Origin of the sequence: Selenomonas ruminantium subsp. ruminantium ATCC 12561, from assembly GCF_000424065.1 — a bacterium.
Taxonomy (GTDB): Bacteria; Bacillota; Negativicutes; order Selenomonadales; family Selenomonadaceae; genus Selenomonas_A; species Selenomonas_A ruminantium.
This window is the reverse complement of the sequence record NZ_AUJE01000025.1, coordinates 12,893-35,612: the sequence shown is the minus strand read 5'-3', so window position 1 is coordinate 35,612 and position 22,720 is coordinate 12,893. Positions and strand designations below refer to the sequence as shown.

The following is a 22,720-nucleotide window of genomic DNA, read 5'->3' as shown; positions in this document are numbered from 1 at the left end:
CTATGAAGGGCCTTTGGGGAGAACATGATGAAGGGGAAAAACTGGATAATAGGCATACTGCTGGCCGTATGCATGGTGGCTGTTGGTATGTGGTACTATATACAGAGCAATAACTTCATGCAGCGGGCCGGGGAAGAAATATCTTCGCTGGCTTCCCAGACCCTGAGCACGGAAGTACAGATTGGTGCCATAGAAGTAAATTCTCTGCATGATATACAATTACATGATTTGACTGTTTATGACAAGCAGGCGGAACTTATTGCCCGTGCCGATTCGGCACGGGTGAGTTTCCGTCTGCTTGCGGCGGTTTCAGACCCTGCTGATGCGGTTCAGGAAATTACGGTTCGCGGAGCATCTGCTGTACTGGCACAGCGGCCGGATGGAACCTGGAATGTTGAGGATTTGGTCAGTCAGGAGAAATCCTCACAGCAATTTCATGGTAAAATCAAGGTCGAAGATGCACAAGTGCTCCTGCGCAGTCAGGGGCAGGAAGTACAGTTTGCTGACCTGAATGCTGAGGTGGATTGTGCGGATTATCCTGTGTATAAAGCCAAATTTGCGGGCACGCAACAGGGAACGGAAGTATCTGGTACAGCGACCCTTTCCGATACACGTCAGATTGTGAATGCTCGTGTAAACGGTTTAGACCTTAAAGAATATCTGCATTTTATACCATCCGGAATGTTGCCGGAGAATGTAGCGATACAAGATGGACTTATTGAGTCCGCAGATATTCATCTATACAGGCGTGATGGCGATTTATCGTTTAGCGGTGAGGCTGATTTTAGTGAGGGCAGGGTAACCGTAGAGGGAACGGATATTGAGCAAATTTCCGGTCATGCGGCGTTTACCAATGAAGAAGCACTGATAAATATGAATGCCGTTGCTGCTGATCAGCAAGTCAATGTCCATGGCAAAATCAAGCATTTGCTGGCAACACCTTATTTGGACTTGCAGGCCAGCTCAGAATCCTTTGATCCTTCGTTGATTTTGAAGAATATTCCCTATCAGGGAGCCGCTAAGTTTTCGGTCAAAGTTACCGGCGCCATCAATAATCCCAGTGTGGACGGCAAAGTCCAGGTGGCAGAAGGCAAGGCTTTGGATGTACCCTTTGCCGGAGTTCAGGCTGACGTGCGCTATCAGGATAAAAATCTTTTTGTGCGGGATTTTTCGGCACAGGTTTTCGGTGGGCAGGTCCGCGGTGAAGCCGTGCTGTCTACGGAAAATTTAGGTTATACACTTCATGTGAAAGCGGATAATATCGATGCGGCTCAAGGCGCTGCCTATCTGCCGGAGCTTAATGGTCTGACGGGGAGAATCTCTGTTGATGCAGGCGGAAATGGCATCGGTGCAGATTTAAGTACCTTACAGCTGTATGGAAGTGCAAAAGCACAAGAAATCAGTTATCAAGGTATAGTGGTGGAGCGTGCCAGCACTTCCTTTTATCTGGCCGATGATGATTTGCTTCTGGATTATTTAAGCGTGAATATGCCCAATCATAGCAGCCTGGGGCTGGAAGGTTCTATCCGGGATATGCGGGGCGCAGCGCAGCTGGATTTGGCGTTCTATGGCGGTCATTTTGACCTTTCCCTGTTGCAGCGCATCGACCCAAATATCGATATGGCCGGTCTGGCTGATTTCAAAGGAACGGTTCATGGTAACAAGGATAATCCTCAGGTCGAGATTAAATTTTCCGGCTTGCGGGGGCGGATTTTCAAACAGCCTTTTGACAGTTTGAAATTTGCCGCCAGCGGCAGTCTCGATGGTATTGGCATAGATGATTTTCTGATGGAAAAAGACGGCAAGGAAGTATGGCAGGCCAAAGGCTCTGTTGGTTTTTCCGGAGAACGGCGGGTAAATCTTCGCCTGGATACCATGGGGGCACGTATGGAAGATATTGCGGCCTTAATCGCTCCGGATCAGCCCATTACCGGTAATGTAGACAATGTCATCAGGATAACGGGAACGTTGGATAATCCCAAAGCTGTTGGTTATATTCATTTTTATCGGGGAAGTTATCATGGGGTGCTCTTGTCGGGAATGGACGGAGATTATTTCCTGGAGCAGGGCAAATTGCGCCTGCAGGATTTCCATGCGTATTCGCCGATGATTGACATGGTGCTCAACGGTACGATTACCACGGCAGATATGACCATGGATATGGAAGTGGCAGCCAAAGATATTGACCTCAAGCGGATAGAGCATAAACTGCCCTATGAGGTTAGTGGTCATGGTTCATTCCAAGGCCGGATTGGCGGGACCATCAACAATCCGACATTTCACGGGATTCTGGAAGCTCCTGAAATTGTCATGAATGGAGAGACCATCAACAATTTGCGAGGCATGGTGAAATTCCAGGGGAACAGCTTTGATATCGATCATTTTGGCTTTGAGCAGAATGGCGGTACCTATGATATGGAGTTGTTCTATAATACGGATACCGATGGCTTAAAGGGCGATGTGGTGGTACAAAATGCGGATATTGCGGCTGTGGCGGCACTGGTTAACCAAAAAACGGAGGTTATTGACGGCAAGGCCAATCTCACGGCACATATCAGCGGCACTGCGCAAAATCCGGCGGTTAAACTGGATGGTGAAGTGCTGCAGGGCTCGGCCGGCGGGTATGATATTCATCATGTAGCGCTGGATTTGCGCTTGCTGGATCACATTATCTATATCAACAAACTCAGCGGCAGTCAGGGAAAAAATGGTTTGTTCTCGGCAGCGGGAACGGCGGCCATTGGCGGCCCGATGAATGTTAAATTTTCAGCCAGTCAGCTGGATTTTGGCATGTTTACGGGGCTGGCTGGCATGAACGCCCGCAACGTCACGGGAACTGCCGATATTGAGGCTGTTATTGGCGGTTATACATATAACCCCTCGGCTGATCTGCTGGTAAAGGCTGTAAATGGGGGCATGCAGGGGGCGTCCTTTGATACGCTTACTGGAGAGGCACATTTGAAAAATGGTCTTATTGACCTGACGGAAGTGAAGGTTACCAAGCAGGTAGGCGAGCGCAGCTGTTCAGCTGCTGCTAAAGGCATAGTTCCATTGCGTGCCCTGACGGCAGGCCGGGACGAATGGCTGGAAGATTATGAGCAGATTCAGCTGCAGCTGAGTTTGCAAGATGCAGATTTATCCCTGCTGCCGACCATTTCCAAACAAATCGACTGGGCCTTAGGCGACACCGATGGCAGTATAAAAATTCATGGAACGCTGGCACACCCCCTGCTGGAAGGCACAATTGCGATTCCCAACGGTGCAGTGAAGATAAAGGGCATCGAAGAGCCTGTTACAGATATGGCTGCGAAAGTGAACTTCAACGGGAACAAAGTGACAGTCGAAGAGTTTTCCGGCAAAATGGGCGGAGGTTCGTATAATCTGAAGGGTAGTTTAAGTTTCAATGGTTTGGAACCGGAGCATTACGATTTCAGCTTTATTTGTGACAATCTGGGGATTAAGAGCAATTTCTTTAACGGCCCGTTAAATGGAGAGCTGCATTTGGCCGATACGGATTTTTATGGCAATCACTGGCCAAAAATTTCCGGTAATATAGATTTCCATAATTGTCTGGTGTCTGTACCGGCTATTCCCGATAGTGAAGGGGATCTGCCTGAAATGGTCTTTGATGTACAGGTCAATGTAGGAGACAAGGTGCACTTTTACAGTCCGTATCTTTATGATTTATATCTTACGGGCGGTTTCCATGTCGGCGGGATTATGAGTCACCCAAAGATGAGCGGCGGCTTGCAGGTAAAGCGTGGCGGAACCATTAATTATCTTAAGACGGAATTCAATATTCGGGAAGGACGGGCAACGTTTAATCAGGTGGCATCGTTTATGCCCAGTATTGATTTCTTTGCTGATACCAAGCTGACGCAGGCGAAAGTGTACCTGTCGGTTAAGGGGCCGTTAGGGGCTGCGGAAATGAAGCTTAAATCCAGTCCGGAAATGAGTCAGACGCAGATTATTCAGCTTTTGACTTTGCGCGATGCCTATAAGAATGGCAATAGCGCAGTGAATGCCGGTGATTTGCTGGCCGTAGGCCTGCAAATGACGTTCCTGTCGGAGATAGAGGGAGCAATGCGGGAATTCCTGTATTTGGATAGGCTGTCGATTTCCCGTGGCTCCGGCTCGTTCTTTGATCATTACAAAACAAGCAAAGAAAATGAAGAAAACAAATACGATTTTAATGTTTCTATGGGAAAATATATATCGGACAAGGTTATGCTGCGTTATACCCATGGTTTTAGTGGCGATGGGGTCGACCGATATGGTGTTCAGTATGATGTCAACGACCACTGGGGCATAACCTTGGAACGGGAAGCAAACAGCACCATTTTCGGTGTGGAAGCCCGCATGACATTTTAATTGCAGCAGGAATGAAGGGAGGTGAGCAGGCTGCGCTTTGCACAATATGTTGAAGAATTACAACGGATAAAACCGCTGGAACGCGGTCAGGAAGAAAAATTGTGGCGTGCTTATAAGGAACAGGGCGACAAGGCGGCTCGCGGGCAGATTATCGAGGCTTATCAGCCGCTGGTTTTTAAGCAGGCATTGCCTTACCGTAATCTGCAAAACGTCATGGATGTAGTCCAGGAAGGCACGGTAGGGCTTATCGAGGCCGTGGAGCGTTATGACCCTGCACGGGGAATCGCTTTTAGCTTATTTGCAATTCACCGCATAAGGGGGCGGATGCTGGATTTCCTGCAAAAGGAAGGAGCTTCTGACAGTCCATGTATGGAGGCTGTGGTAGATGAAGGGGGCGCAACCTATAAGGAAAATCTGATGGATACTTCCCCAACTGTGGCTGAACAGGCGGAAAGCCATGAACTGGCAGGCAGGCTCCACCGGGCAATGGAGCGGCTGCCCGCCAAGGAAAAAGCTGTGCTGGAGAATGTTTATCTGGCCAGCCGCGACGTAGCGTCGGTGGCTGAGGATATGGAAATCAGTCCCGGGCATGTATACCGCCTGCAAAAAATGGGGATTCGCCGCATAAGAGGAATGTTGTCCCGGTTTATGCAAAATTGGTGAATAACATCAAAATGAGCAGAAATGGACAGAAAAACTTCAATAATCATGACGGATAGACTTCTGTGCCCTGTCATGGTATTATATGCTATGTGGAGATCTCTGTGTGTTTGCCGATTGTATTACCAAGAAGATTATGGGAAGTTTAGGTAATACGGAGGGACGCAGATGGACAGGCGTTCACAACAAAAACATATCCGGGCTGCCCGGGAGTGGCTGGGGAGAGCAGAGGACTCTCTGGCACAGGAAAATGACGTACAGGGTGATTTGAAACTGATGTTGGCCAAGGCTGAATTGGCGCATGTGGGGCAGTGTCCCCGCAGCTTGAAGCTGGCAATTTTGCTGCGGAGAATCTTAGCTTTGTTGGTGGCAATTGGTTTGGCGGCCGTTATTGTGTGGGAACCAACAGCCTCAGAACCGGAGGTCGAATTACCGATCAATCCGGCGCCAGAGGCCAATAGTCCGATGACGGCTGTTCAGGATATTCCTGTCAGTGAAAGTCAGCCGGAGCCACCGCAGAATAATGCAGTGACAGAGACGCCCGTGGAGAGCCCACCGCAGGCATTCGAGGCAGCGCCCGCTGCACAGGAAGATCATGTGGTGGAGAAGCCGGATTCCCCCATCATGGAGAAAAAAACGCTGCCCGATGCAGCGACGCAACAACTCATGGAGTCTGCAGGAAAAATCCTGCGGCAGTAAAGAAACAATTTGGGAGGTTTGACCTTTGAAGAAGACAAACAGACGATTTTTGGCTTATGCTGTAGCCATTGCTGCCAGCTTTGGCACTGTGCCGGGGATTACACAGGCAGCACCAGCTGAGGAAACTGCGGCTGTGTCTGCTGCAGAAAGTGTACAGCAGGAACAGGCTGTACCGACAGCGGCAGAAGCAGGCCAGCCGGAAAAGACTACAGCTGAAGCAGCACAGCCTGTTGCGGAAGTGAAGACGGAAGCGGCAGCAACGGCGGAAACCGCCGCTGCTCCTGCTGGCGAAGCCAAGAGCGAGGAGAACACTGCGAAGGAAGAGACAACGGCGGTGGACCCGCGTACGGCTGAATGGGCTAAAACTCGTCCGCAGGAAGATGTAATCGAAAAGTTCAGCAAAGAGTATGAAGGTCAGACCATTGTGGATATCGTCTTTGAGGGCGCTACCCCACTGACGGAAAATACATCTAAGGCTGCACTGGCCATGAAGACGGGGGATATGTTCACGGTCAAGGGCCTGAATGCCGACAGGGAAGCGGTGTACAATACAGGTTATTTCTATGATTTGTTCCCCACCTTCCAAAAGGTGCCGGAAGGTGTGGTAATCACCTATCATGTATTGGAAAATCCAGTACTTAAAAGCATCAGTATTACGGGCAATGAGATGATTAAGACCGATGTGCTGATGTCGGCGCTGACGGTTAAGCCTGGCGAAATCCTTAACAGCCGCAACCTGCAGCAGAATGTGACGGCCATCAAGGAAATGTACCGCAAAGACGGGTATATTTTGGCTAAAGTCACGGATATGAATATTGACAAAGAGGGCAATCTTACCCTGAAAATAAATGAAGGTAAGCTGGAAGGCTACAAGGTCAAGGGCAATACCAAGACGAAAGAGAAGGTCATCTTGCGGGAAATGCGCCAAAAAATCGGCGAACCCTTCAACTCCAAGCTGGCCCGTCGTTCCATGCAGCGCGTATACAATTTGGGCTTCTTTGAAGATGTGAATATCAAAATGAATCCCGGCGTGGAACCCAATGCGGTAATCATGGAACTGGATGTCAAAGAAAAACGTACAGGCTCCTTCGGCATTGGTGCCGGCTACAGTACCGCAGATGGTATTTTGGGGATGGTGAGCATTGGCGACAGCAATATCGGTGGTACCGGTGATGCCGTAAGCATTACCTATGAAAAGAGTGGTGATGCCCGTGATGCTCAGGGCTATACCTTCTCCTGGCGGCATCCGTATCTGGACCACAAGGAAACGGCCAGCACCATTCGTCTGTATAATCGTACTTATGAATACGATGACTACGATCCCGATGGCAACCTCAAGGAAAGCTATATGCGCAAATATGCCGGAGGGGAACTTACGTTGAGCCGTCCGATTAGTGAGTATTCCACGAACTATATTACCTTTAAAAATCGTCGTGACACCTATAAGAGGCATACGGAGGATGGGAATACAGGTACTAAAGGTACAGGGCGCGGAGGAAATGAACCTGTATGGGTAAATTGGCGAAATAATAACTTCGGTACTACGCGCAGTGTGACGTTGGAACATGTTACCGATACCCGTGACAATATCTACAATCCGACCGAGGGCGGCCGCGTGGGCATGTCCTTGGAATTGGCTGGTTTAGGCGGTGACTTCAACTTCCAAAAAGGTTCTATTGAAGATCAGCGCTTCTGGAAAGTGGGCCATGCACAGGTAATTGCAGTGCGCGGCCAGCTGGGGGCTGCTCGTGGACATCTGTCCGAATACAATCAGTTCAAAGTCGGTGGGCAGAGCAGCCTGCGCGGCTATCGGGAAGACCAGTTCCGTGGTACGCGTATGGCTCTGGCTTCGGTAGAATACCGCTTCCCAATCGTCAGCAAGGTGCAGGGCGCAATCTTTGCCGATGGTGGTTCGGCTTGGTCTAAAGACTGGGCACCTAAGGGCGGCGATATCCATGGCAGCGTGGGTGTAGGTCTTTCCTTCAACACGCCGCTTGGTCCGCTGCGCTTTGATTATGGCCGTGGTGACAAAGGCGGCCGTGTACACTTCTCAGTAGGTGGCTCTTTCTAAATGCTGAAAGGTCGTGGCATAATGCTAAAGGCCACGCTGGTTGTTCTTTGGGCGGTGCTGATGTTATTGCCCCTGCCGATTCAGGCTGCAGAGCGGGTGGAGAGCGTGACGGCGGCGGTGGTGGCACAGCGCAATCTGCCTCCTTTGGTGGCAGAGCGTATGAACCGCAGTATCGCTGCTATCGCAGGGCAATTGATGGAGGGAAAGTCCATTGCGGCTGTGCAGGCAGAACAAAGAACTTATGAAGATTTGATTCATGAGGTATTTGATAAAGTTTTGGTGGGCTATACGGTCAGTTCGGTGACTTTGAAACCAGCAGTGGCTGCCCAGGTACAGGTCGAACTTCTGCCTTGGTCGGATACTATCCAGCAGGTACAGGTGGAGACAGCCGTCGAAGGTATGCCGCCGCGAATTGAAAAATTAGTCCGTCAGGATTTGAGCGGTGTCGAAACGGTATTTCAGTCGGCTTTGACTGGACTACCTACGGCTGCTGCTGATTGGACCAATGGGGTACTGAAACAGCACTTAAATGCCTATTTGCAGGAACATCTGCCGGAATTCCGTGCTGACTTTGATTTGAATCCGGAGCAGAATGCACAGGTAAAGCTGGTGGTCTATCCGCGGCTGCCGGTGGTGCGGACGGTGGATTTAGCCATGCGCTCAGATACTATACCCAACAGTGCTCTGCTGACCCGCCGGGAAATCATGCAGGCGCAGGTTGAGGATATTGTGGGAGTGCCGGTCGGTTTTGTCCGCCGTCATAAAGATGAGCTGGAGAAGCAATTTGCGCAAGGCTTGGATAATCGCAGGGATTTTCGGGCGTTGCAGCTGCAAACCAAGGTTGAGATTGACCCCGCAGAACGGGCCAGTGTGATGAGCCGTTCGGATTCTTCTCGCTATCGGTTCCGGCTGAATGGTTGGCTGGATATAGGCCGGGGGAAAACGAACAGGCATGCAGAAAAGGATAGAAACCTGTTGTTCCGGCTACACTTAGGGCAAATGTTGGGCAGTCATGATGAGTTGTTTGTCCTCACAGAGCTCATGCCGGAGGATATGGCCTGGGGGTATCAGCTGGGCTGGCAGCATAATCTGCAGGGAGGCCGTTCGTTGGCCTTGCGTTACGATTTGCGGAATCACGGCTTTATTTATGAAGCCCGGCAAAAGCTTGCTGCCCGCTGGCTTTTGCGCTATGAATTCCGTGCGCCGGACAGCCTGGGAGAGGCGGCTTTGCGCTATCGGCTGCATGACTTCTTAAGCTTGGAATATGTTTTGGATAATGAGCAGAAATGGCTGCGGCTGATTGGTAATTTTTAAGTTAATCGCTTGAATAAAACGTGGATTCGCTGTATAATGTCTATCGTATATGGCTTATAAAAACAAAGAAATTCCTCGATAGGAAAAGGAGATTTTGAAATGGTTAAATTGCAGAAAAAACAGGTTAAAATTGTCAGCGTTCTCATCGCTTTGGCGTTCGTAGGCTCTGTCGTTGCTATGGCACTTACCCAGTTTGGCCCGAATATGGCCAGTGCTGCCAGCTCCAATGTGGGCGTGGTGGATTACAGCCAGATTATGAGCCAGCATCCGAAGGTTCAGGCTGCTTCCAATGAAATGCAGACCGCTGTACAGGAAGCACAGAAGGAATTTGAAGAAAAGTCCGCAAACATGAACGACAATGAGAAGCGTGACTATTATACCCAGACCCAGCAGCGTCTCCAGCAGAAAAATCAGGAACTCATGGAACCCATCACCAAGAGTGTGGAAGATTCTGTAAAGAAAGTTGCTGAACAGAAGGGGCTGTCTGTAGTTCTCGATAAGGGCGCAGTGGTTTATGGCGGCGTTGATATCACGCAGGATGTTTTGAAGCAGGTTAGCAAATAATTGTCAGCTAAAAAGCCTCCCCCATGGGGGGAGGCTTTTTTCTAAGCTTCAAGAGAGAATGCGGGGTGTCAGCTGTGGCCGATAATGGCAAAGATGAGGGACAGTCAAAAAAGCAACGGAGCCGCAATATTGTTGCCGGAGCAGCCGTGTCTTTGCTCTTCGTTTTGTCGGGGGCCTGGCTGGCCCGCGAATTTATTGTTCCCAAAGCAGTGCCGCCGCCTGTGCAGGAGATGGCCGATACCGGGCTTATTGACTGGCAGCAGGTACTGCAGGCCCACCCGGATTATGATAAGCTGCTCGCGCTGCAGGCTGAATGTGATTTGCTGGAATTGGAAATCAATGATGTAGGCGATCTTTTGACTTTGCAGCCACCACAGCTTTTGGAAGAAACATTTAAGGAATCCGTTTGGCAGAAAAATGCTGCTGATGTTATCGGCGGTCGGGCAGAGCTGGAACGCAAGATGAAAAAGCTGCGGGACGAGTATAAGAAAAAGACCGAAGCTGATTATAAAGCACGGCGGCAGGAACTGGATGAGGAGTATCTTAATGCGATTTTGAATCTCAACATTAAGCTGGATAATCAGGCCGCTATGCATAATGCCATGGATTCCAAAGATGGCATTGCTGAAGAACGGGAAGCCTGGCTGCAGGAACGCAGCCGTTTGCAGGCTGAGCGGGGGCGTCGTCAGTATGAACTTTGGCAGGCGTACAAGGCTGAAATAGAGGCCTACGTCCAAAAAGAAATCGGGCCTGAACTGGCTGCATGGCGGGCGCGTCTGCCACAGTTGAAAGAGCAGGAAATGGCCGAGGCCTTAAAGACGAAAACCGAGGCCGACAAGCGCAATACAGAGGCGTTGGCCAAACAGCAGGAATTGGCTCTGCAGGTGCAGGAGCGTTTGGCTAAACGCCAGCTGCTGGCAGAAAAAAAGTCGGATTTAGCGGCCTTGCAGGCGCATATTTTCAATGATGTGGCAGGGAAAGCTGCTAAGATTGCGATTATGCATCATTTTACGCTGATATTGGTACATCACCCCCAGACGTTAGCATCGTTTATGCCGGAGGCAGATAAGGCAGATCCGCTTTTACCTAAGGACAGTGTGGCTATCGGGGTAACAACACAGGATGTTACCGGGGAGATTGTCCAGGAAATGCAAAATTTGGAAGTAAACAATGATTAAAGAAAGAAGCGAGATAGAATGAAATTACGTAAGAAAACAGCAGCTGCCATGATGATGGCACTTCTTTGTGCGACATTAGCCAGCGGCTGCGGGCAGACCAGAATTGGTTATATAGATGGAGAACGGGTTTCCAAAGAAGCCCCGCAGATTAACAGCCTGATTGAAGAGGGCAATAAGAAGATTGAAGAAGCGCAGACTCAGGCTGGGGAAGAATTGCAGAAAAAATTGCAGGAGAATCCCGATATGAGTCAGGAAGATTTGCAGAAAGCCCAATTGGACAGCCAGCGTAAATTGCAGGGACTTAATCAGTCCTATGCACTGCAGCTTCGTCAGAAGATGGACGTAGCCCTGGCCGCAGTTACCAAGGAAAAGAAATTGGATGCTGTAGTGAATAACAGCACGGATCAGCCGACCGCGATTACCGGTGCTGTGGATGTGACAGATGATGTCATTGCCCAGTTGCAGTAAGATGGGAGTGGCGGAATGAAAAAGACATTGCAAGAAATTGCCAATATTATTGATGGCCGTATTGTCGGTGATGGAACGGTAGAAATTACTGGTTTGGATAATATTGGGGGAGCCGGAGAGCATGATTTGACTTTCGCGGTAGAGCCGCATATTGAGGAAGCCAAAGCTTGCAAGGCTGCTGCGGTAATGCTGCCGGAGGGAATAGAAGATTTCCCCAAGACCGCAATCTATGTAGAAGATCCCAGAGCTGCATTTGCCAAATTGCTCACGATTTTTACGCCGAAACTGGAAAGAGCGGTAGCGGTCAGCGATAAGGCGCATGTGGGCAAGGATGTAACGTTGGGACAAAATGTTACCATCATGCCCTTTGCTGTTGTAGACGACCATGCAGTAATTGGGGATAATGTGGTACTTTATCCGCATACCTATATCGGGCAGTATGCAGAAATCGGTGATGACAGCGTGGTGTATTCCAATGCAACTGTGCGAGAGCATTGCCGGGTAGGCAAGCGTTGTGTGATTCACAGTTCTGCAGTAATTGGTTCCGATGGCTTTGGCTTTACGACCAAGGACGGTGTACATACCAAGGTACCGCAGGTTGGGATTGTGGTTCTGGAAGATGATGTGGAAATCGGTGCTCATGATGGCATTGACCGTGCGGCGATGGGCGCAACCGTTATTGGCAAGGGGACGAAAATCGACAACCTTGTACATATCGGGCATAATTGCAAAATCGGCGCCAACTGCCTGATTGTAGCGCAGACGGGGATTTCCGGCTCGACTACCGTTGGCCATAATGTTACCTTTGGTGGTCAGGTGGGCACGGTAGGTCATATCAATATTGGTGCCAATTCGGTCTATGCGGCCCGCTCCGGCATTATCGGCGATATGCCGGAAGGCGTATTCTGTGCTGGTTTCCCCGTGCAGAGCCACACGGAATGGCTGCGTATGCAGGCGGCGATGAAGAGGCTGCCGGAAATGATGAAGAAAATGAAGCAGCTGGAAAAGAAATTGGCAAAGTACGAGGGCTAAGAAGTTGTTGTACTATGTTTTGCGAGTGATAAGCGCACTGGCTTGTGCTATGCCGCGCTGTTTATGTGACTTACTGGGGAACGGCCTAGGGAATTTGGCTTGGTTGATGGTACCTGGCAAGCGCAAAAAAATGGCCATAGGGCAGGTGAAAATGTGTCTTGGCGTTGATGAGGCTGAAGCTGTCCGGATTGCCAAGGCGAGTACTGTACGCTTTGGTCCGATGCTTTTTGAAGTTTTGCGCTTCCCAGTCATAAAAAAATACCCTGAAGATTATGTCCGTATTGAAGGCCTGGAAAAATTCCAACGAGCGCTGGCTGAGGGGAAAGGTGCAATTCTCGCTACGGCACATACTGACAATTGGGAATTGTTTGGCGGCGCACTGGCCATGGCAGGCATTCCACTGGTAGGGGTGGCCATGAAGCAGAAAAATTCAGCGGCGGACAGGTTTATTAATGAATACCGTACGAGGATAGGCATGCATATTACGTATAAGACCGGGGTAAGAGAAATGTTTGCCATGCTCAAAAAAGGGTGGGTTATCGGATTGATTATGGATCAGGATACCAACCGGCATGACGGTGTTATACTGAATTTTTTTGGCCGTCCCACCAATTGTACTCCGGGGGCAGCATCTATGGCGCGGTTTCAGAATGTGCCGATAATCCCGGCTTTTATGCATCAAGATGAGCGGGGGGGGCATACCCTGGTCGTACATGATCCCATATATGTGGACAATACCGGCGACAAGCGGGAGGATATCCGGCGCACGACGCAGGTGCTTAACGATGTGATTGAAGCGCATGTGCGAAAATATCCGGAAGAATGGTTTTGGCTCCATGATCGTTGGAAGTCTGTTCGGGAGGATTTTTCCGAGGCGGATTACAGGCATTATGAATGAGTATTTCAGGAGGAATTGATTTGCAACAGACTACATTGGCGGCAGAGGCTGTTTATAATGGCATTGGCTTACATTCTGGCCGCGAAGTACATTTGCTGATGAAACCTGCCCCAGCTGATACCGGGCTGGTATTTATCCGGACAGACATAGAAGGCAGGCCGCAGATTCATGCCACGGCGGCGAATGTCACATCTACCATGCGGGCTACCACTGTGGAAGAACATGACTGCAAGGTCTTTACTATTGAGCATTTGATGAGTGCCTTTCACGCATTGCACATTGATAACTGTTACATCGAAATTGATGCGGAAGAACCGCCAGTAGCAGATGGTTCTTCGCTGGCTTTTTTTCAGGCGCTCAAAGCAGCAGGTGTGAGACAGCTTCCTGCTGAACGCAAGGAAATTGTCATCGATAAGGTTTACCGCATTGATGATGAGGAACATAAGCGTTTCGTGATGGTTTTGCCCTATGATGGATTCCGGGTAAGTTTTACGTCTTTGAATCCGCATAAGCTTATTGGTGTACAATACGAAAATTTTGAAGTCACGCCGGAAGTTTATGAACGGGAGATAGCTCCGGCCCGCACTATTGCCTACGAAAAGGAAATCGAGGCTTTGCGCAGCATGGGCCTTGGTCTTGGTGGCACATTAGAAAGTGTCATTGTTTACAATGACGAGGGGTGGTTAAATCCACTGCATTTTGAGGACGAACTGGTAAGGCATAAAATTTTGGATGTTATTGGTGACCTGCGGCTGGCAGGCCCAATCCGCGGGCACGTTATTGCCGTTGCCTCCGGCCATGCACTGAATACGAGCCTGGCCAAAAAAATACTGGAAAATCTAGGTTGATAGAGAAAATTACAGGAAGAGGGAATTACAATGGTATTAGAAATTACGGATATTATGAAGATTCTGCCCCATCGCCCGCCAATGCTTTTGGTAGATCGCATTATTGAAATCGACCCGTTCAAATCTGCTACGGGTATCAAGAATGTGACTATGAACGAGCCGTTTTTTGTAGGGCATTTCCCGGATCATCCCATCATGCCTGGTGTGCTGATTTTGGAAGCCATGGCACAGGTTGGCGGCGTAGCCATGCTGTATCCTGAGGAAAACCGGGGCAAGATTGCGATGTTCGGCGGCATGGAAAACATTAAGTTCAAGCGGCCTGTGGTGCCTGGTGATCAGCTGGTGACCAAGGCGCATATCGTGAAGGTACGGGGCGAGTTTGGTGTGCTGCACTGCGATGGCTATGTGGATGACCAGCTGGCAGCATCGGCGGACTTTAAGTTTGCTATGAGAAAAGAAGAAAATATGTGATGTTTTACTGAAAATAAAAGATAATCTTTGTTCAACTCAGATAACGCCTAAATTTGCTGTCAGATGATATGAGAGAATTAGAGGTCGGTTTGGGAGTGTATAAGAAAGACAGAGCAAAGAGTAGGAATAGACCATCAGTTGCTGTTCTGATGGTGTTATAAGGAGTTGTAGAAGATGAGTGCGGAAAATATTAGTGCAGAAGCACAGATACATCCCACAGCAATTGTTGAGGATGGCGCAAGAGTGGCCGCTGGTGTTAAGATTGGCCCGTATAGTGTCATTGGCAGCAATGTGGAGATAGGTGAAGATACCATTATTGGTCCCCATGTGGTGATAACGGGCTGGACGAAAATTGGCCGTGAATGCCATATCTTTCAGGGGGCTTCCATTGGTGAAGAACCACAGGATTTGAAGTTCAAAGGCGAAAAAAGTTACACTAGCATTGGCGACCGGACGGTTATCCGTGAAGGGACGACTGTTCATCGGGCTACTGGTGAAGGTGAAGAAACCCGTATTGGCAATGACTGTCTGTTGATGGCGCTTACGCATGTCGCACATAACTGCGTGATTGGCAACCGGGTCATCATGTCCAACGTGGCCAGTCTCGCTGGTCATGCTGTGGTAGAGGATCGGGCGGTTATCGGCGGCATGACGGGGGTTCATCAGTTCGTCAAGATTGGCCGCAATGCGATGATTGGCGGTATGAGCCGTCTCACGCAGGACGTTGTTCCCTTTACCATTGTGGCAGGTCAGCCGGCTAAAGTAGCTGGGCTTAACGCTGTAGGCATGTCCCGTGCAGGGATTGAACCGGCAGCCCGCCGCAGCATCAAACAAGCCTATAAGATTCTCTATCGTTCCGGCTTGACCTTGCAGCAGGCGGTTAGCGTTATTGAGCAGGAGGTGCCGTCCTGTGAGGAAGTTGACCATATGCTGCGTTTCCTGCGTAATGCTGACAGAGGTATCTGCCGTGAGCGCCGGGACGACCGAGACTAATTGATATTGAAGTACGGAGGATGTTCATGGAGCGCATAGGACTTTTGGCAGGTATTGGTACCCTGCCGGTGGAAATTGCCCGGGCGGCCAAGGAGCTGGGGTATGAGGTCTACGCCGTAGCACTCCTGCCGGACACGGATTCCCGCCTCAAAGAGTATGCTGATGACTATCAGGAAATCAATGTCCTGAAGGTGGGCAAAATCTTAAAACACCTGAAAAAAAGCGATATCCATAAGGTCACGATGATTGGCAAGGTGACGAAGGAAGTGCTTTTTGCCAAGAAGACCCTGCCGGACTTGAAAGCCATGCAGATACTTATGCGGGTGCCGGACAGAAAAGACGACACCATTATGCTGGCCATCATCGATGAATTGAAGAAAATCGATGTGGAGGTCTTTGACCAGACGGAACTTATTCGCAAGCTGATGCCGGGGAAAGGTGTTTTGACTAAACGCCAGCCCACGGCAGAAGAATTGAAGGATATGGAGTTTGGTTTCCAAATGGCCAAGGAAATTGGCCGCATGGATGTCGGACAGACTGTAGTGGTTAAAGATATGGCGGTCATGGCACTGGAGGCTATCGAGGGGACCGATGCCTGTATCCTGCGGGGCGGAAAACTTGCTGGTGGTGGCGCTGTGGTAGCCAAGGTGGCAAAACCTGCGCAGGACAGCCGCTTTGATGTGCCGACTGTGGGACTGAAAACCTTGCAGATGATGGTGGAGGTCAAGGCAAAGGCTTTGGCCATTGAAGCCGATGCGACACTTTTGGCAGAACGGGCTGATGTTATCGCCTTAGCCGAAGCGCATGGTATTACCATTGTCGCGATGTGATGAATAAGACGCCGGGGAGGAAAAATTCCCGGCGTCTTTCGCTTTATATAAGCGGCATTTAATGGTATAATGTAATTTGGTTTAATGTTGTTAAAAGGAGGGGCGTCCATGAAAATCATGCTTTCCGCTGGCGAAGCGTCTGGTGATGTGCATGGCGAAAATATCGCCCGGGCAATACTTTCCATGGCACCGGAAACAGAGCTTATCGGTTTCGGCGGCACCCGTATGGAAAATGCCGGTGTCCGGTTGCGGCAAAACTTTGCTGATTACAGCGTCATGGGCGTTTGGGAGGTTCTCGTCAATATTCGTCGCTTGTTTAAGCTTTTGCATGATTTGACGGAATTTATGCGGGAAGAAAAGCCGGATATGCTCGTGCTGATCGATTATCCGGATTTTAACTGGCGCTTGGCGAAAAAAGCCAAGGCTCTGGGCATACCTGTTTTTTCCTATATCCCGCCATCGGCATGGGCGTGGCGAAAAGGACGGGCGAAGGACTGTGCAAAAATTGCCGATGAATTTATCGCGATTTTTCCGCATGAACTGCCAGTTTACGAGGCGGCAGGGGCAAATATCTCCTTTGTAGGAAATCCCTTAGTGGATGCGGTGCGGGCAGAATTGCCTCGCGAAAAAGCACGTCGCTTTTTTAGGATGCCTGCAGATAAGACCGTTATCTTGCTGCTGCCTGGCAGCCGTAAGCAGGAGATTGAGTTGTTGCTGCCATCTATGCTCGACGGGGCAAAAAAATTGTTGGAAGATAAGCCGGATACGGTATTTTATCTGCCTGTGGCCGATACGGTCAGTCAGGACCGTGTGGAAGAACTGATTGCGGCTGCAGGCGTAAAGGTCACGTTGACCCATGAGAAACGCTACAGCTTGATGGCGGCTGCTGATGCGGCAATGGCAACCTCTGGCACGGTGGTGATGGAAGCGGCTCTTTTGGGGCTGCCCTGCGTAGTGCTCTATCGACTGTCGCCGGTATCTTATGCCATTGGCAAACTCTTTGTGCATGTGGATAATTTCAGCCTGCCCAATATTTTGCTGAACGAGAGTTTTCAGCGAGAACTGTTGCAGGATGAGGTTACGCCGGAAAATATTGCCAGCGAATTGAAAAAAATATATCCGGGAGAGGCGCATCGTCTGGCCGTGCTGGCAAAATTAAAATCTGCCTGCCAGAAGCTTGGTCCGCCGGGCGCTTCCGGCCGGGTGGCCGAGCGGATACTCAATGCCGCCCGGAAATTTGCGGCGAAATAAATAGTGGGGGAAATACATGAAGAATTATAAGCGGCTTCTGCAATACATCAGACCATATTTGAAACAGCTGGGTCTGGCGATTGTCTGCATTGTGGTTGCAGCAGCCTGTAATCTTTACCTGCCTTGGATTATCAAGGACATGGTGGACAAGGTATTGGCGGATAAGGATATGGTTATGCTGTACGTCATCTGCGTCAGCATTGTCGTGGTATTCCTGATTCGCGGGATATTTTACTATGGACAGTCCTATCTGGTGTCCTATATCGGGCAAAAAGTGGTCATTGATGTGCGGGAAGTGATGTTCCGCAAGTTCCAGCGTATGCCGATGGCCTATTTTGACAAACATCAGACCGGTGAGACCATGAGCTATATCACCAATGATGTATCGGCTATCCAGTCGGCGTTGGTGGATCAGCTGATTGAGATGGTCACGGAAAGTTCCATTCTCATTGGTTCCATTGCCATGATGCTTTATCTGGATTGGAAACTTTCCCTGTTGACGTTGGTGGTTATCCCTTTGGTGGGGCAGGCCATGAAAATCTTTGGCCGCAAGCTGAAGCGCAATGGTACGGTGATTCAGGAGCGGGCTGCAGATATCACATCTCTTTTGCAGGAGAGCATTTCTTCCATCCGGGTGGTCAAATCCTTTGTTCGGGAGGACTATGAGACAAAACGGTTCATTAACCAGAACATCCTAAACTTCCAAGCGGCCATGAAAAATGTGCAGTTGACCAGCCTGCTTACGCCGACTGTGGAATTCCTGGCGGCGGTTTCCGTTACGTTTATCGTTGGCTTTGGCGGCTATGAAGTCGTAAACGGTCAGATGACGGCAGGTGCTTTGGTGGCCTTCCTGACCTATGCGGTAAACCTGGCCAATCCGGTCAAGCGTCTGGCCAGAGTATATGGCAATCTGCAGCGGGCTATGGCCGCTGTTGACCGTGTTTTTGCAGTTATCGATTTACCGGAACCCATCCGTGATAAGGAAGGAGCCAAAGAACTGCCGAAGATTGAGGGCCATGTGAAGGTGGAGCATGTTACCTTTGGGTATAAGGAAGGCATCAATGCACTGGAGGATGTTTCGCTGGAAGTAAAGCCGGGGCAGATGATTGCCTTTGTGGGACCCAGCGGTGCCGGCAAGTCCACCATCGCCAACCTTATCCCGCGTTTCTATGAGATAAACAGCGGTGCAATATCCATTGATGGACAGGATATCCGGGAGGTGACGGTGGCATCCCTGCGGGAGCAGATTGGCATCGTACCGCAGGAAACTATGCTGTTTTCCACGACCGTGATGGAAAATATCCGTTATGGACGTTTGGACGCCACGGATGAAGAGGTTATTGAGGCAGCGAAAGCAGCTAATGCCGATGTATTCATCCGCGAATTGCCGCAGGGCTATGATACGCCGATTGGCGAACGGGGGCTGAACCTGTCCGGCGGGCAGCGGCAGCGCATGTCCATTGCCCGGGCCATTCTCAAAAATCCCCGGATTTTGATTCTCGATGAAGCAACTTCAGCCTTGGATACGGAAAGTGAAAAAATTGTGCAGTCGGCACTTGATTCCCTGATGGTGGGACGTACATCCTTTGTTATCGCACACCGTCTTTCCACGATATTCAATGCCGATCAGATTTATGTGATTGATGGCGGCAGGATAAAAGAACATGGCACGCATGAGGAACTCTTGGCAAAGAACGGCTTATACAGCCATCTTTACAATATTCAGTTTAACAAGAACGCTGTGCCAGAAGGGGCATAAGACAAATGCAAATCCTTTACAACTTAGCGGCGATTTTGGTCGTCATATTGATTATCCCGGTGTTTATGATCCGCTCGGTCCGGGAAAAAGGCTTTGTGGAGCGTATCCGTCAAAGCCTGGGCTTTTATCCGGAACATACCCTGGAAAAAGTGGCAAAGAAGCACTGTATATGGGTGCATGCAGCATCGGTCGGGGAGATTGTGGCCACAAGTCCGCTGATCAAGGAATTCCATAAGGAATTCCCGCAGACGCCGATTTTGGTATCGGTGGTGACCACCAGTGGCTACGAAATGGCCAACCGCATCATCAAGGATGCGGATGCCATTATCTATTTCCCGCTGGATCTGCCGTTATTGGCGGGCAGTGTGCTGCGGCGCATTCACCCAAGGGTATTTTTGCCGGTGGAGACGGAATTGTGGCCGAACTTCTTAAAGACGGCCCGCAAGATGCATATTCCCGTCATGATGGTCAATGGCCGTATCAGCGACCGCAGTGTGAAGCAGTATAAATATTTGAACAGCCTGCTTTCCGATATGATTGGCACGGTGACGAAGTTTGCCATGCAGTCGGACATCGATGCTGACTACATCATGCGCCTGGGCGCACCGCCGGAACTCGTGACGGTGACGGGTAATACGAAATTTGACCAGACGTATACCGATGTAAGCGCTGCTGAAAAAGCAGAAATCATTCAATCAATGGGGCTTTCTAAGGCGGAGGGCATCCTGTTGGCTGGCTCGACCCATCGCGGGGAAGAATCCTTTGTCTTGAAGGCGTTTACTGCGGTGCGGGAAAAACATCCCCAGGCCAAGCTCGTTATTGCGCCGCGGGAACTTCTGCGCACGCAGGAAGTTATTCATCTCTGCAAGCGGGCAGGCTTTACGGTGAGTACGCGTACGGAGCAGCAGAAGAACGGCCCGCAGGACGCAGATATCGTGATTCTGGATACCATTGGCGAACTGGGCAAGGTCTATAGCGTAGGCGACGTCGTCTATGTGGGCGGCAGCTTGATTCCCCATGGCGGCCACAATATTTTGGAGCCGGCTGCCCATGGCAAGGCTATTATCGTTGGCCATTATATGTTCAACTTCAAGGATACCCATGCCTTGTTCAAGAAGCGCGATGCCTGCATTACGGTTAATAATGAGCAGGAACTGGCGGTAGAGACGGCACGCCTCTTTGATGATGCCGGGCACCGCCACCGTCTGGAAGCGGAAACGCTGGCAATCGTCGGTGAAAATAAAGGCGCTTCGCGCAAGTCTGCCTTGATTTTGCGGGAAACGCTGGAAACTTACGAAAGCCGTCCGGAAAATCGGCAGCGGGCGCGTTCCACGCAGAAGATAAATAACTTCCAGACTTACTTTATTGATTTGGTGCATCTTAAAGAAGTAGATGGCGTGATGGAACACATCCTCACCGCGATACTCTATATTTTTTCCAAGATTTACGCACTGTTGGTGGATATCAAACTCTGGGGCTATCGGAATGGCGTATTCAGCCGCAAGAAGCTGGATTGTTTCGTAATCAGCCTGGGCAATGTCACCGTAGGCGGTACCGGCAAGACGCCTACCGCGCAGCGGCTGGCCAGCGATATTCGGGATATGGGCTACAAGGTCGTTATCCTCAATCGTGGCTATCGGGCCAAATGGCATGGCAATGTCGGTATTGTGTCCGATGGACAGCGGCTGCATATGACGGCGGCCGATGCCGGGGACGAGGCATTCATGCTGGCTAAGCATCTGCCGGAAGTCCCCGTGCTGATTGGTGCTGACCGCTCCGTTACGGGGCAGTATGCCATCGAAAATTTTGGTGCGGAAGTGGCCATTTTGGACGATGGTTTCCAGCATTGGCAGTTGGAGCGGGATATGGATATCCTGCTGGTCGATGCGGTAAATGTGTTTGGTAATGGCTATATGCTTCCGCGTGGAACCCTGCGCGAGCCCATTTCCCATATCAGCCGGGCTGATGTATGCCTACTGACCAAGGTGGACCAGGCGGCAGCTGGTTCCCGCGAATTTATCCGGGAAACGGTGCACCGCTATAACAAAGAGGCACAGGTGGTGGAGAGCATCCATCAGCCGCGCCGCTTCATTCCCCTGGCAGATTGGTATGTGGATATTGCCGGCGATGGCATTGATGTCAATACGATGCGCGGCCGGAAAATCATGGCGGTTTCGGCTATCGGCAACCCCGCTTCCTTTGAGCAGACCTTGTCGGATTTAGGGGTAACGATTATCGAAAGCCTGCGCTATCCTGACCATCACGATTACAGCATGCAGGAAATGGTCGATATCCTTCATCAGGCACAGCGCATGGGGGCAGAGGCCATTGTGATTACGGAAAAAGATGCAGTGAAAATCCCGATGGAAGTCATTCATGCCGGGATTTCCGTACCCGTATATGTCATCTGCGTGGAAGTCAACTTCCAGCAAGGAAAAGACGAGTTCAAGACACTGCTGGCGCAGCGCTTAGCGGTGAAATTAGGCAAGTGATAGAAAGATAAGAGGCAGATTATGAAGGTATTATGTGTTATTCCCGCGCGTTATGCATCCACCCGCCTGCCGGGCAAACCACTTAAAGATATTGCCGGCAAGCCGATGGTCTGCCGGGTCTATGACCGGGCAGCACAGGCAAAGAAGGTATCCGAGACGATTGTGGCTACCGATGATGAACGCATCCTGACGGCGGTAGAAGCAAATGGCGGCAAGTCCATGATGACCAAAGCTTCCCACCCTACCGGTACAGACCGGCTGGCCGAAGTAGCGGCAGCCTTCCCGGATGTGGATTTAATCATCAATGTGCAGGGCGATGAACCCTTGATTGAACCGGGGCTTATCGATGAACTGGCCGCTGTATTTGAAACGGACAGTGAGCTGCAGATGGCCACGGTTAAGACCTTGATGACGGACAAGGCGGAGATTGAAAATCCCAACAACGTCAAGGTGGTTACGGACAAGGCAGGTTATGCCCTGTACTTCTCTCGTTCGGTGATGCCTTATCCGCGCAATGCAGGCTGCCCGGTGTATAAGCATATCGGTATTTACGCCTATAGACGGGATTTCTTGCTGGCCTATGCGAAGATGGAATCTACGCCGCTGGAGCAGTCGGAATCTCTTGAGCAGCTCAGGGCGCTGGAGAATGGCTATCGCATTAAAGTTGTGGAGACAAAGGCTAAGTTTGTGGGGGTAGATACCGCTGAAGATTTGGCTAAAGTTAATGAGATATATAAAAACATGAAGTAACGATTTCTGTACTTTTCTTTAGCGTAAAGAAAAGTACCAAAAGAAAGCGCGGACTGAAATCACATCACGTG

At 50.2% G+C, this 22,720-nt stretch carries 18 protein-coding genes; all 18 read left to right on the top strand.

The annotated features are described in order from the left end of the window. Nucleotides 1–24 precede the first annotated feature (24 nt). On the top strand, nucleotides 25–4,371 hold the full coding sequence (locus G598_RS0110115) for a translocation/assembly module TamB domain-containing protein (RefSeq protein ID WP_245582793.1): 4,347 nt from the start codon (nucleotides 25–27) through the stop codon (nucleotides 4,369–4,371). A 30-nt stretch (nucleotides 4,372–4,401) separates the two neighbouring features. Then, entirely contained in the window at nucleotides 4,402–5,034 is a 633-nt protein-coding gene (locus tag G598_RS0110110; protein WP_026766872.1) for a sigma-70 family RNA polymerase sigma factor, read from the top strand. Between the two features lie 165 nt (nucleotides 5,035–5,199). Then, nucleotides 5,200–5,730, top strand: a complete 531-nt coding sequence (locus G598_RS18665) for a hypothetical protein (protein WP_051180181.1) — start codon at nucleotides 5,200–5,202, stop codon at nucleotides 5,728–5,730. 25 nt (nucleotides 5,731–5,755) lie between these two features. Next, on the top strand, nucleotides 5,756–7,801 hold the full coding sequence (locus G598_RS0110100) for a BamA/OMP85 family outer membrane protein (RefSeq protein ID WP_026766871.1): 2,046 nt from the start codon (nucleotides 5,756–5,758) through the stop codon (nucleotides 7,799–7,801). Then, nucleotides 7,802–9,115 carry an acylphosphatase gene (locus G598_RS0110095; protein ID WP_071837968.1) on the top strand — a complete coding sequence of 438 codons (1,314 nt, stop codon included), beginning with the start codon at nucleotides 7,802–7,804 and terminating at the stop codon, nucleotides 9,113–9,115. Between the two features lie 99 nt (nucleotides 9,116–9,214). Beyond that, entirely contained in the window at nucleotides 9,215–9,679 is a 465-nt protein-coding gene (locus G598_RS0110090) for an OmpH/Skp family outer membrane protein (RefSeq protein WP_026766869.1), read from the top strand. Between the two features lie 23 nt (nucleotides 9,680–9,702). Continuing rightward, entirely contained in the window at nucleotides 9,703–10,857 is a 1,155-nt protein-coding gene (locus tag G598_RS17650) for a hypothetical protein (protein ID WP_211221550.1), read from the top strand. Between the two features lie 18 nt (nucleotides 10,858–10,875). After that, nucleotides 10,876–11,325 (top strand): OmpH family outer membrane protein, encoded by a 450-nt coding sequence (locus G598_RS0110080; protein WP_026766868.1) that lies wholly within the window; start codon nucleotides 10,876–10,878, stop codon nucleotides 11,323–11,325. A 15-nt stretch (nucleotides 11,326–11,340) separates the two neighbouring features. Then, nucleotides 11,341–12,357, top strand: a complete 1,017-nt coding sequence (gene lpxD / locus G598_RS0110075; RefSeq protein ID WP_026766867.1) for a UDP-3-O-(3-hydroxymyristoyl)glucosamine N-acyltransferase — start codon at nucleotides 11,341–11,343, stop codon at nucleotides 12,355–12,357. Nucleotides 12,358–12,361: 4 nt separating this feature from the next. Next, on the top strand, nucleotides 12,362–13,255 hold the full coding sequence (locus tag G598_RS0110070; protein ID WP_026766866.1) for a lysophospholipid acyltransferase family protein: 894 nt from the start codon (nucleotides 12,362–12,364) through the stop codon (nucleotides 13,253–13,255). Next, nucleotides 13,252–14,103 carry a UDP-3-O-acyl-N-acetylglucosamine deacetylase gene (gene lpxC, locus G598_RS0110065; RefSeq protein WP_037363891.1) on the top strand — a complete coding sequence of 284 codons (852 nt, stop codon included), beginning with the start codon at nucleotides 13,252–13,254 and terminating at the stop codon, nucleotides 14,101–14,103. The genes G598_RS0110070 and lpxC overlap by 4 nt, the downstream gene beginning before the upstream one ends. 30 nt (nucleotides 14,104–14,133) lie before the next feature. Next, on the top strand, nucleotides 14,134–14,574 hold the full coding sequence (gene fabZ, locus G598_RS0110060; protein ID WP_026766864.1) for a 3-hydroxyacyl-ACP dehydratase FabZ: 441 nt from the start codon (nucleotides 14,134–14,136) through the stop codon (nucleotides 14,572–14,574). Between the two features lie 174 nt (nucleotides 14,575–14,748). Continuing rightward, nucleotides 14,749–15,567 (top strand): acyl-ACP--UDP-N-acetylglucosamine O-acyltransferase, encoded by an 819-nt coding sequence (gene lpxA / locus G598_RS0110055; RefSeq protein ID WP_026766863.1) that lies wholly within the window; start codon nucleotides 14,749–14,751, stop codon nucleotides 15,565–15,567. A gap of 26 nt (nucleotides 15,568–15,593) precedes the next feature. Further along, entirely contained in the window at nucleotides 15,594–16,397 is an 804-nt protein-coding gene (locus G598_RS0110050; RefSeq protein WP_026766862.1) for an LpxI family protein, read from the top strand. A 108-nt stretch (nucleotides 16,398–16,505) separates the two neighbouring features. Next, a complete protein-coding gene (gene lpxB, locus G598_RS0110045; protein WP_026766861.1) occupies nucleotides 16,506–17,648 on the top strand; it encodes a lipid-A-disaccharide synthase in 1,143 nt (380 codons plus the stop codon). Between the two features lie 16 nt (nucleotides 17,649–17,664). After that, complete coding sequence (msbA, locus tag G598_RS0110040; RefSeq protein WP_026766860.1) at nucleotides 17,665–19,407, top strand: lipid A export permease/ATP-binding protein MsbA; 1,743 nt, start codon at nucleotides 17,665–17,667, stop codon at nucleotides 19,405–19,407. Nucleotides 19,408–19,412: 5 nt separating this feature from the next. Then, the gene (gene lpxK, locus G598_RS0110035) at nucleotides 19,413–21,899 is read left to right on the top strand and encodes a tetraacyldisaccharide 4'-kinase (RefSeq protein ID WP_026766859.1); all 2,487 of its coding nucleotides are present in this window, start codon (nucleotides 19,413–19,415) and stop codon (nucleotides 21,897–21,899) included. 21 nt (nucleotides 21,900–21,920) lie between these two features. Continuing rightward, nucleotides 21,921–22,649: a 3-deoxy-manno-octulosonate cytidylyltransferase gene (kdsB, locus tag G598_RS0110030; protein ID WP_026766858.1), complete on the top strand. Its 729-nt coding sequence runs from the start codon at nucleotides 21,921–21,923 to the stop codon at nucleotides 22,647–22,649. Nucleotides 22,650–22,720: the final 71 nt, after the last annotated feature.

Bases quoted from the DNA above. Each gene is read 5' to 3' on its own strand.
- G598_RS0110115 (WP_245582793.1), top strand. From the start codon at position 25: ATGATGAAGGGGAAAAACTGGATAATAGGCATACTGCTGGCCGTATGC.
- G598_RS18665 (WP_051180181.1), top strand. From the start codon at position 5,200: ATGGACAGGCGTTCACAACAAAAACATATCCGGGCTGCCCGGGAGTGG.
- G598_RS0110095 (WP_071837968.1), top strand. From the start codon at position 7,802: ATGCTGAAAGGTCGTGGCATAATGCTAAAGGCCACGCTGGTTGTTCTT.
- G598_RS0110090 (WP_026766869.1), top strand. From the start codon at position 9,215: ATGGTTAAATTGCAGAAAAAACAGGTTAAAATTGTCAGCGTTCTCATC.
- G598_RS17650 (WP_211221550.1), top strand. From the start codon at position 9,703: ATGGGGGGAGGCTTTTTTCTAAGCTTCAAGAGAGAATGCGGGGTGTCA.
- G598_RS0110080 (WP_026766868.1), top strand. From the start codon at position 10,876: ATGAAATTACGTAAGAAAACAGCAGCTGCCATGATGATGGCACTTCTT.
- lpxD (WP_026766867.1), top strand. From the start codon at position 11,341: ATGAAAAAGACATTGCAAGAAATTGCCAATATTATTGATGGCCGTATT.
- lpxC (WP_037363891.1), top strand. From the start codon at position 13,252: ATGAGTATTTCAGGAGGAATTGATTTGCAACAGACTACATTGGCGGCA.
- fabZ (WP_026766864.1), top strand. From the start codon at position 14,134: ATGGTATTAGAAATTACGGATATTATGAAGATTCTGCCCCATCGCCCG.
- lpxA (WP_026766863.1), top strand. From the start codon at position 14,749: ATGAGTGCGGAAAATATTAGTGCAGAAGCACAGATACATCCCACAGCA.
- G598_RS0110050 (WP_026766862.1), top strand. From the start codon at position 15,594: ATGGAGCGCATAGGACTTTTGGCAGGTATTGGTACCCTGCCGGTGGAA.
- lpxB (WP_026766861.1), top strand. From the start codon at position 16,506: ATGAAAATCATGCTTTCCGCTGGCGAAGCGTCTGGTGATGTGCATGGC.
- msbA (WP_026766860.1), top strand. From the start codon at position 17,665: ATGAAGAATTATAAGCGGCTTCTGCAATACATCAGACCATATTTGAAA.
- lpxK (WP_026766859.1), top strand. From the start codon at position 19,413: ATGCAAATCCTTTACAACTTAGCGGCGATTTTGGTCGTCATATTGATT.
- kdsB (WP_026766858.1), top strand. From the start codon at position 21,921: ATGAAGGTATTATGTGTTATTCCCGCGCGTTATGCATCCACCCGCCTG.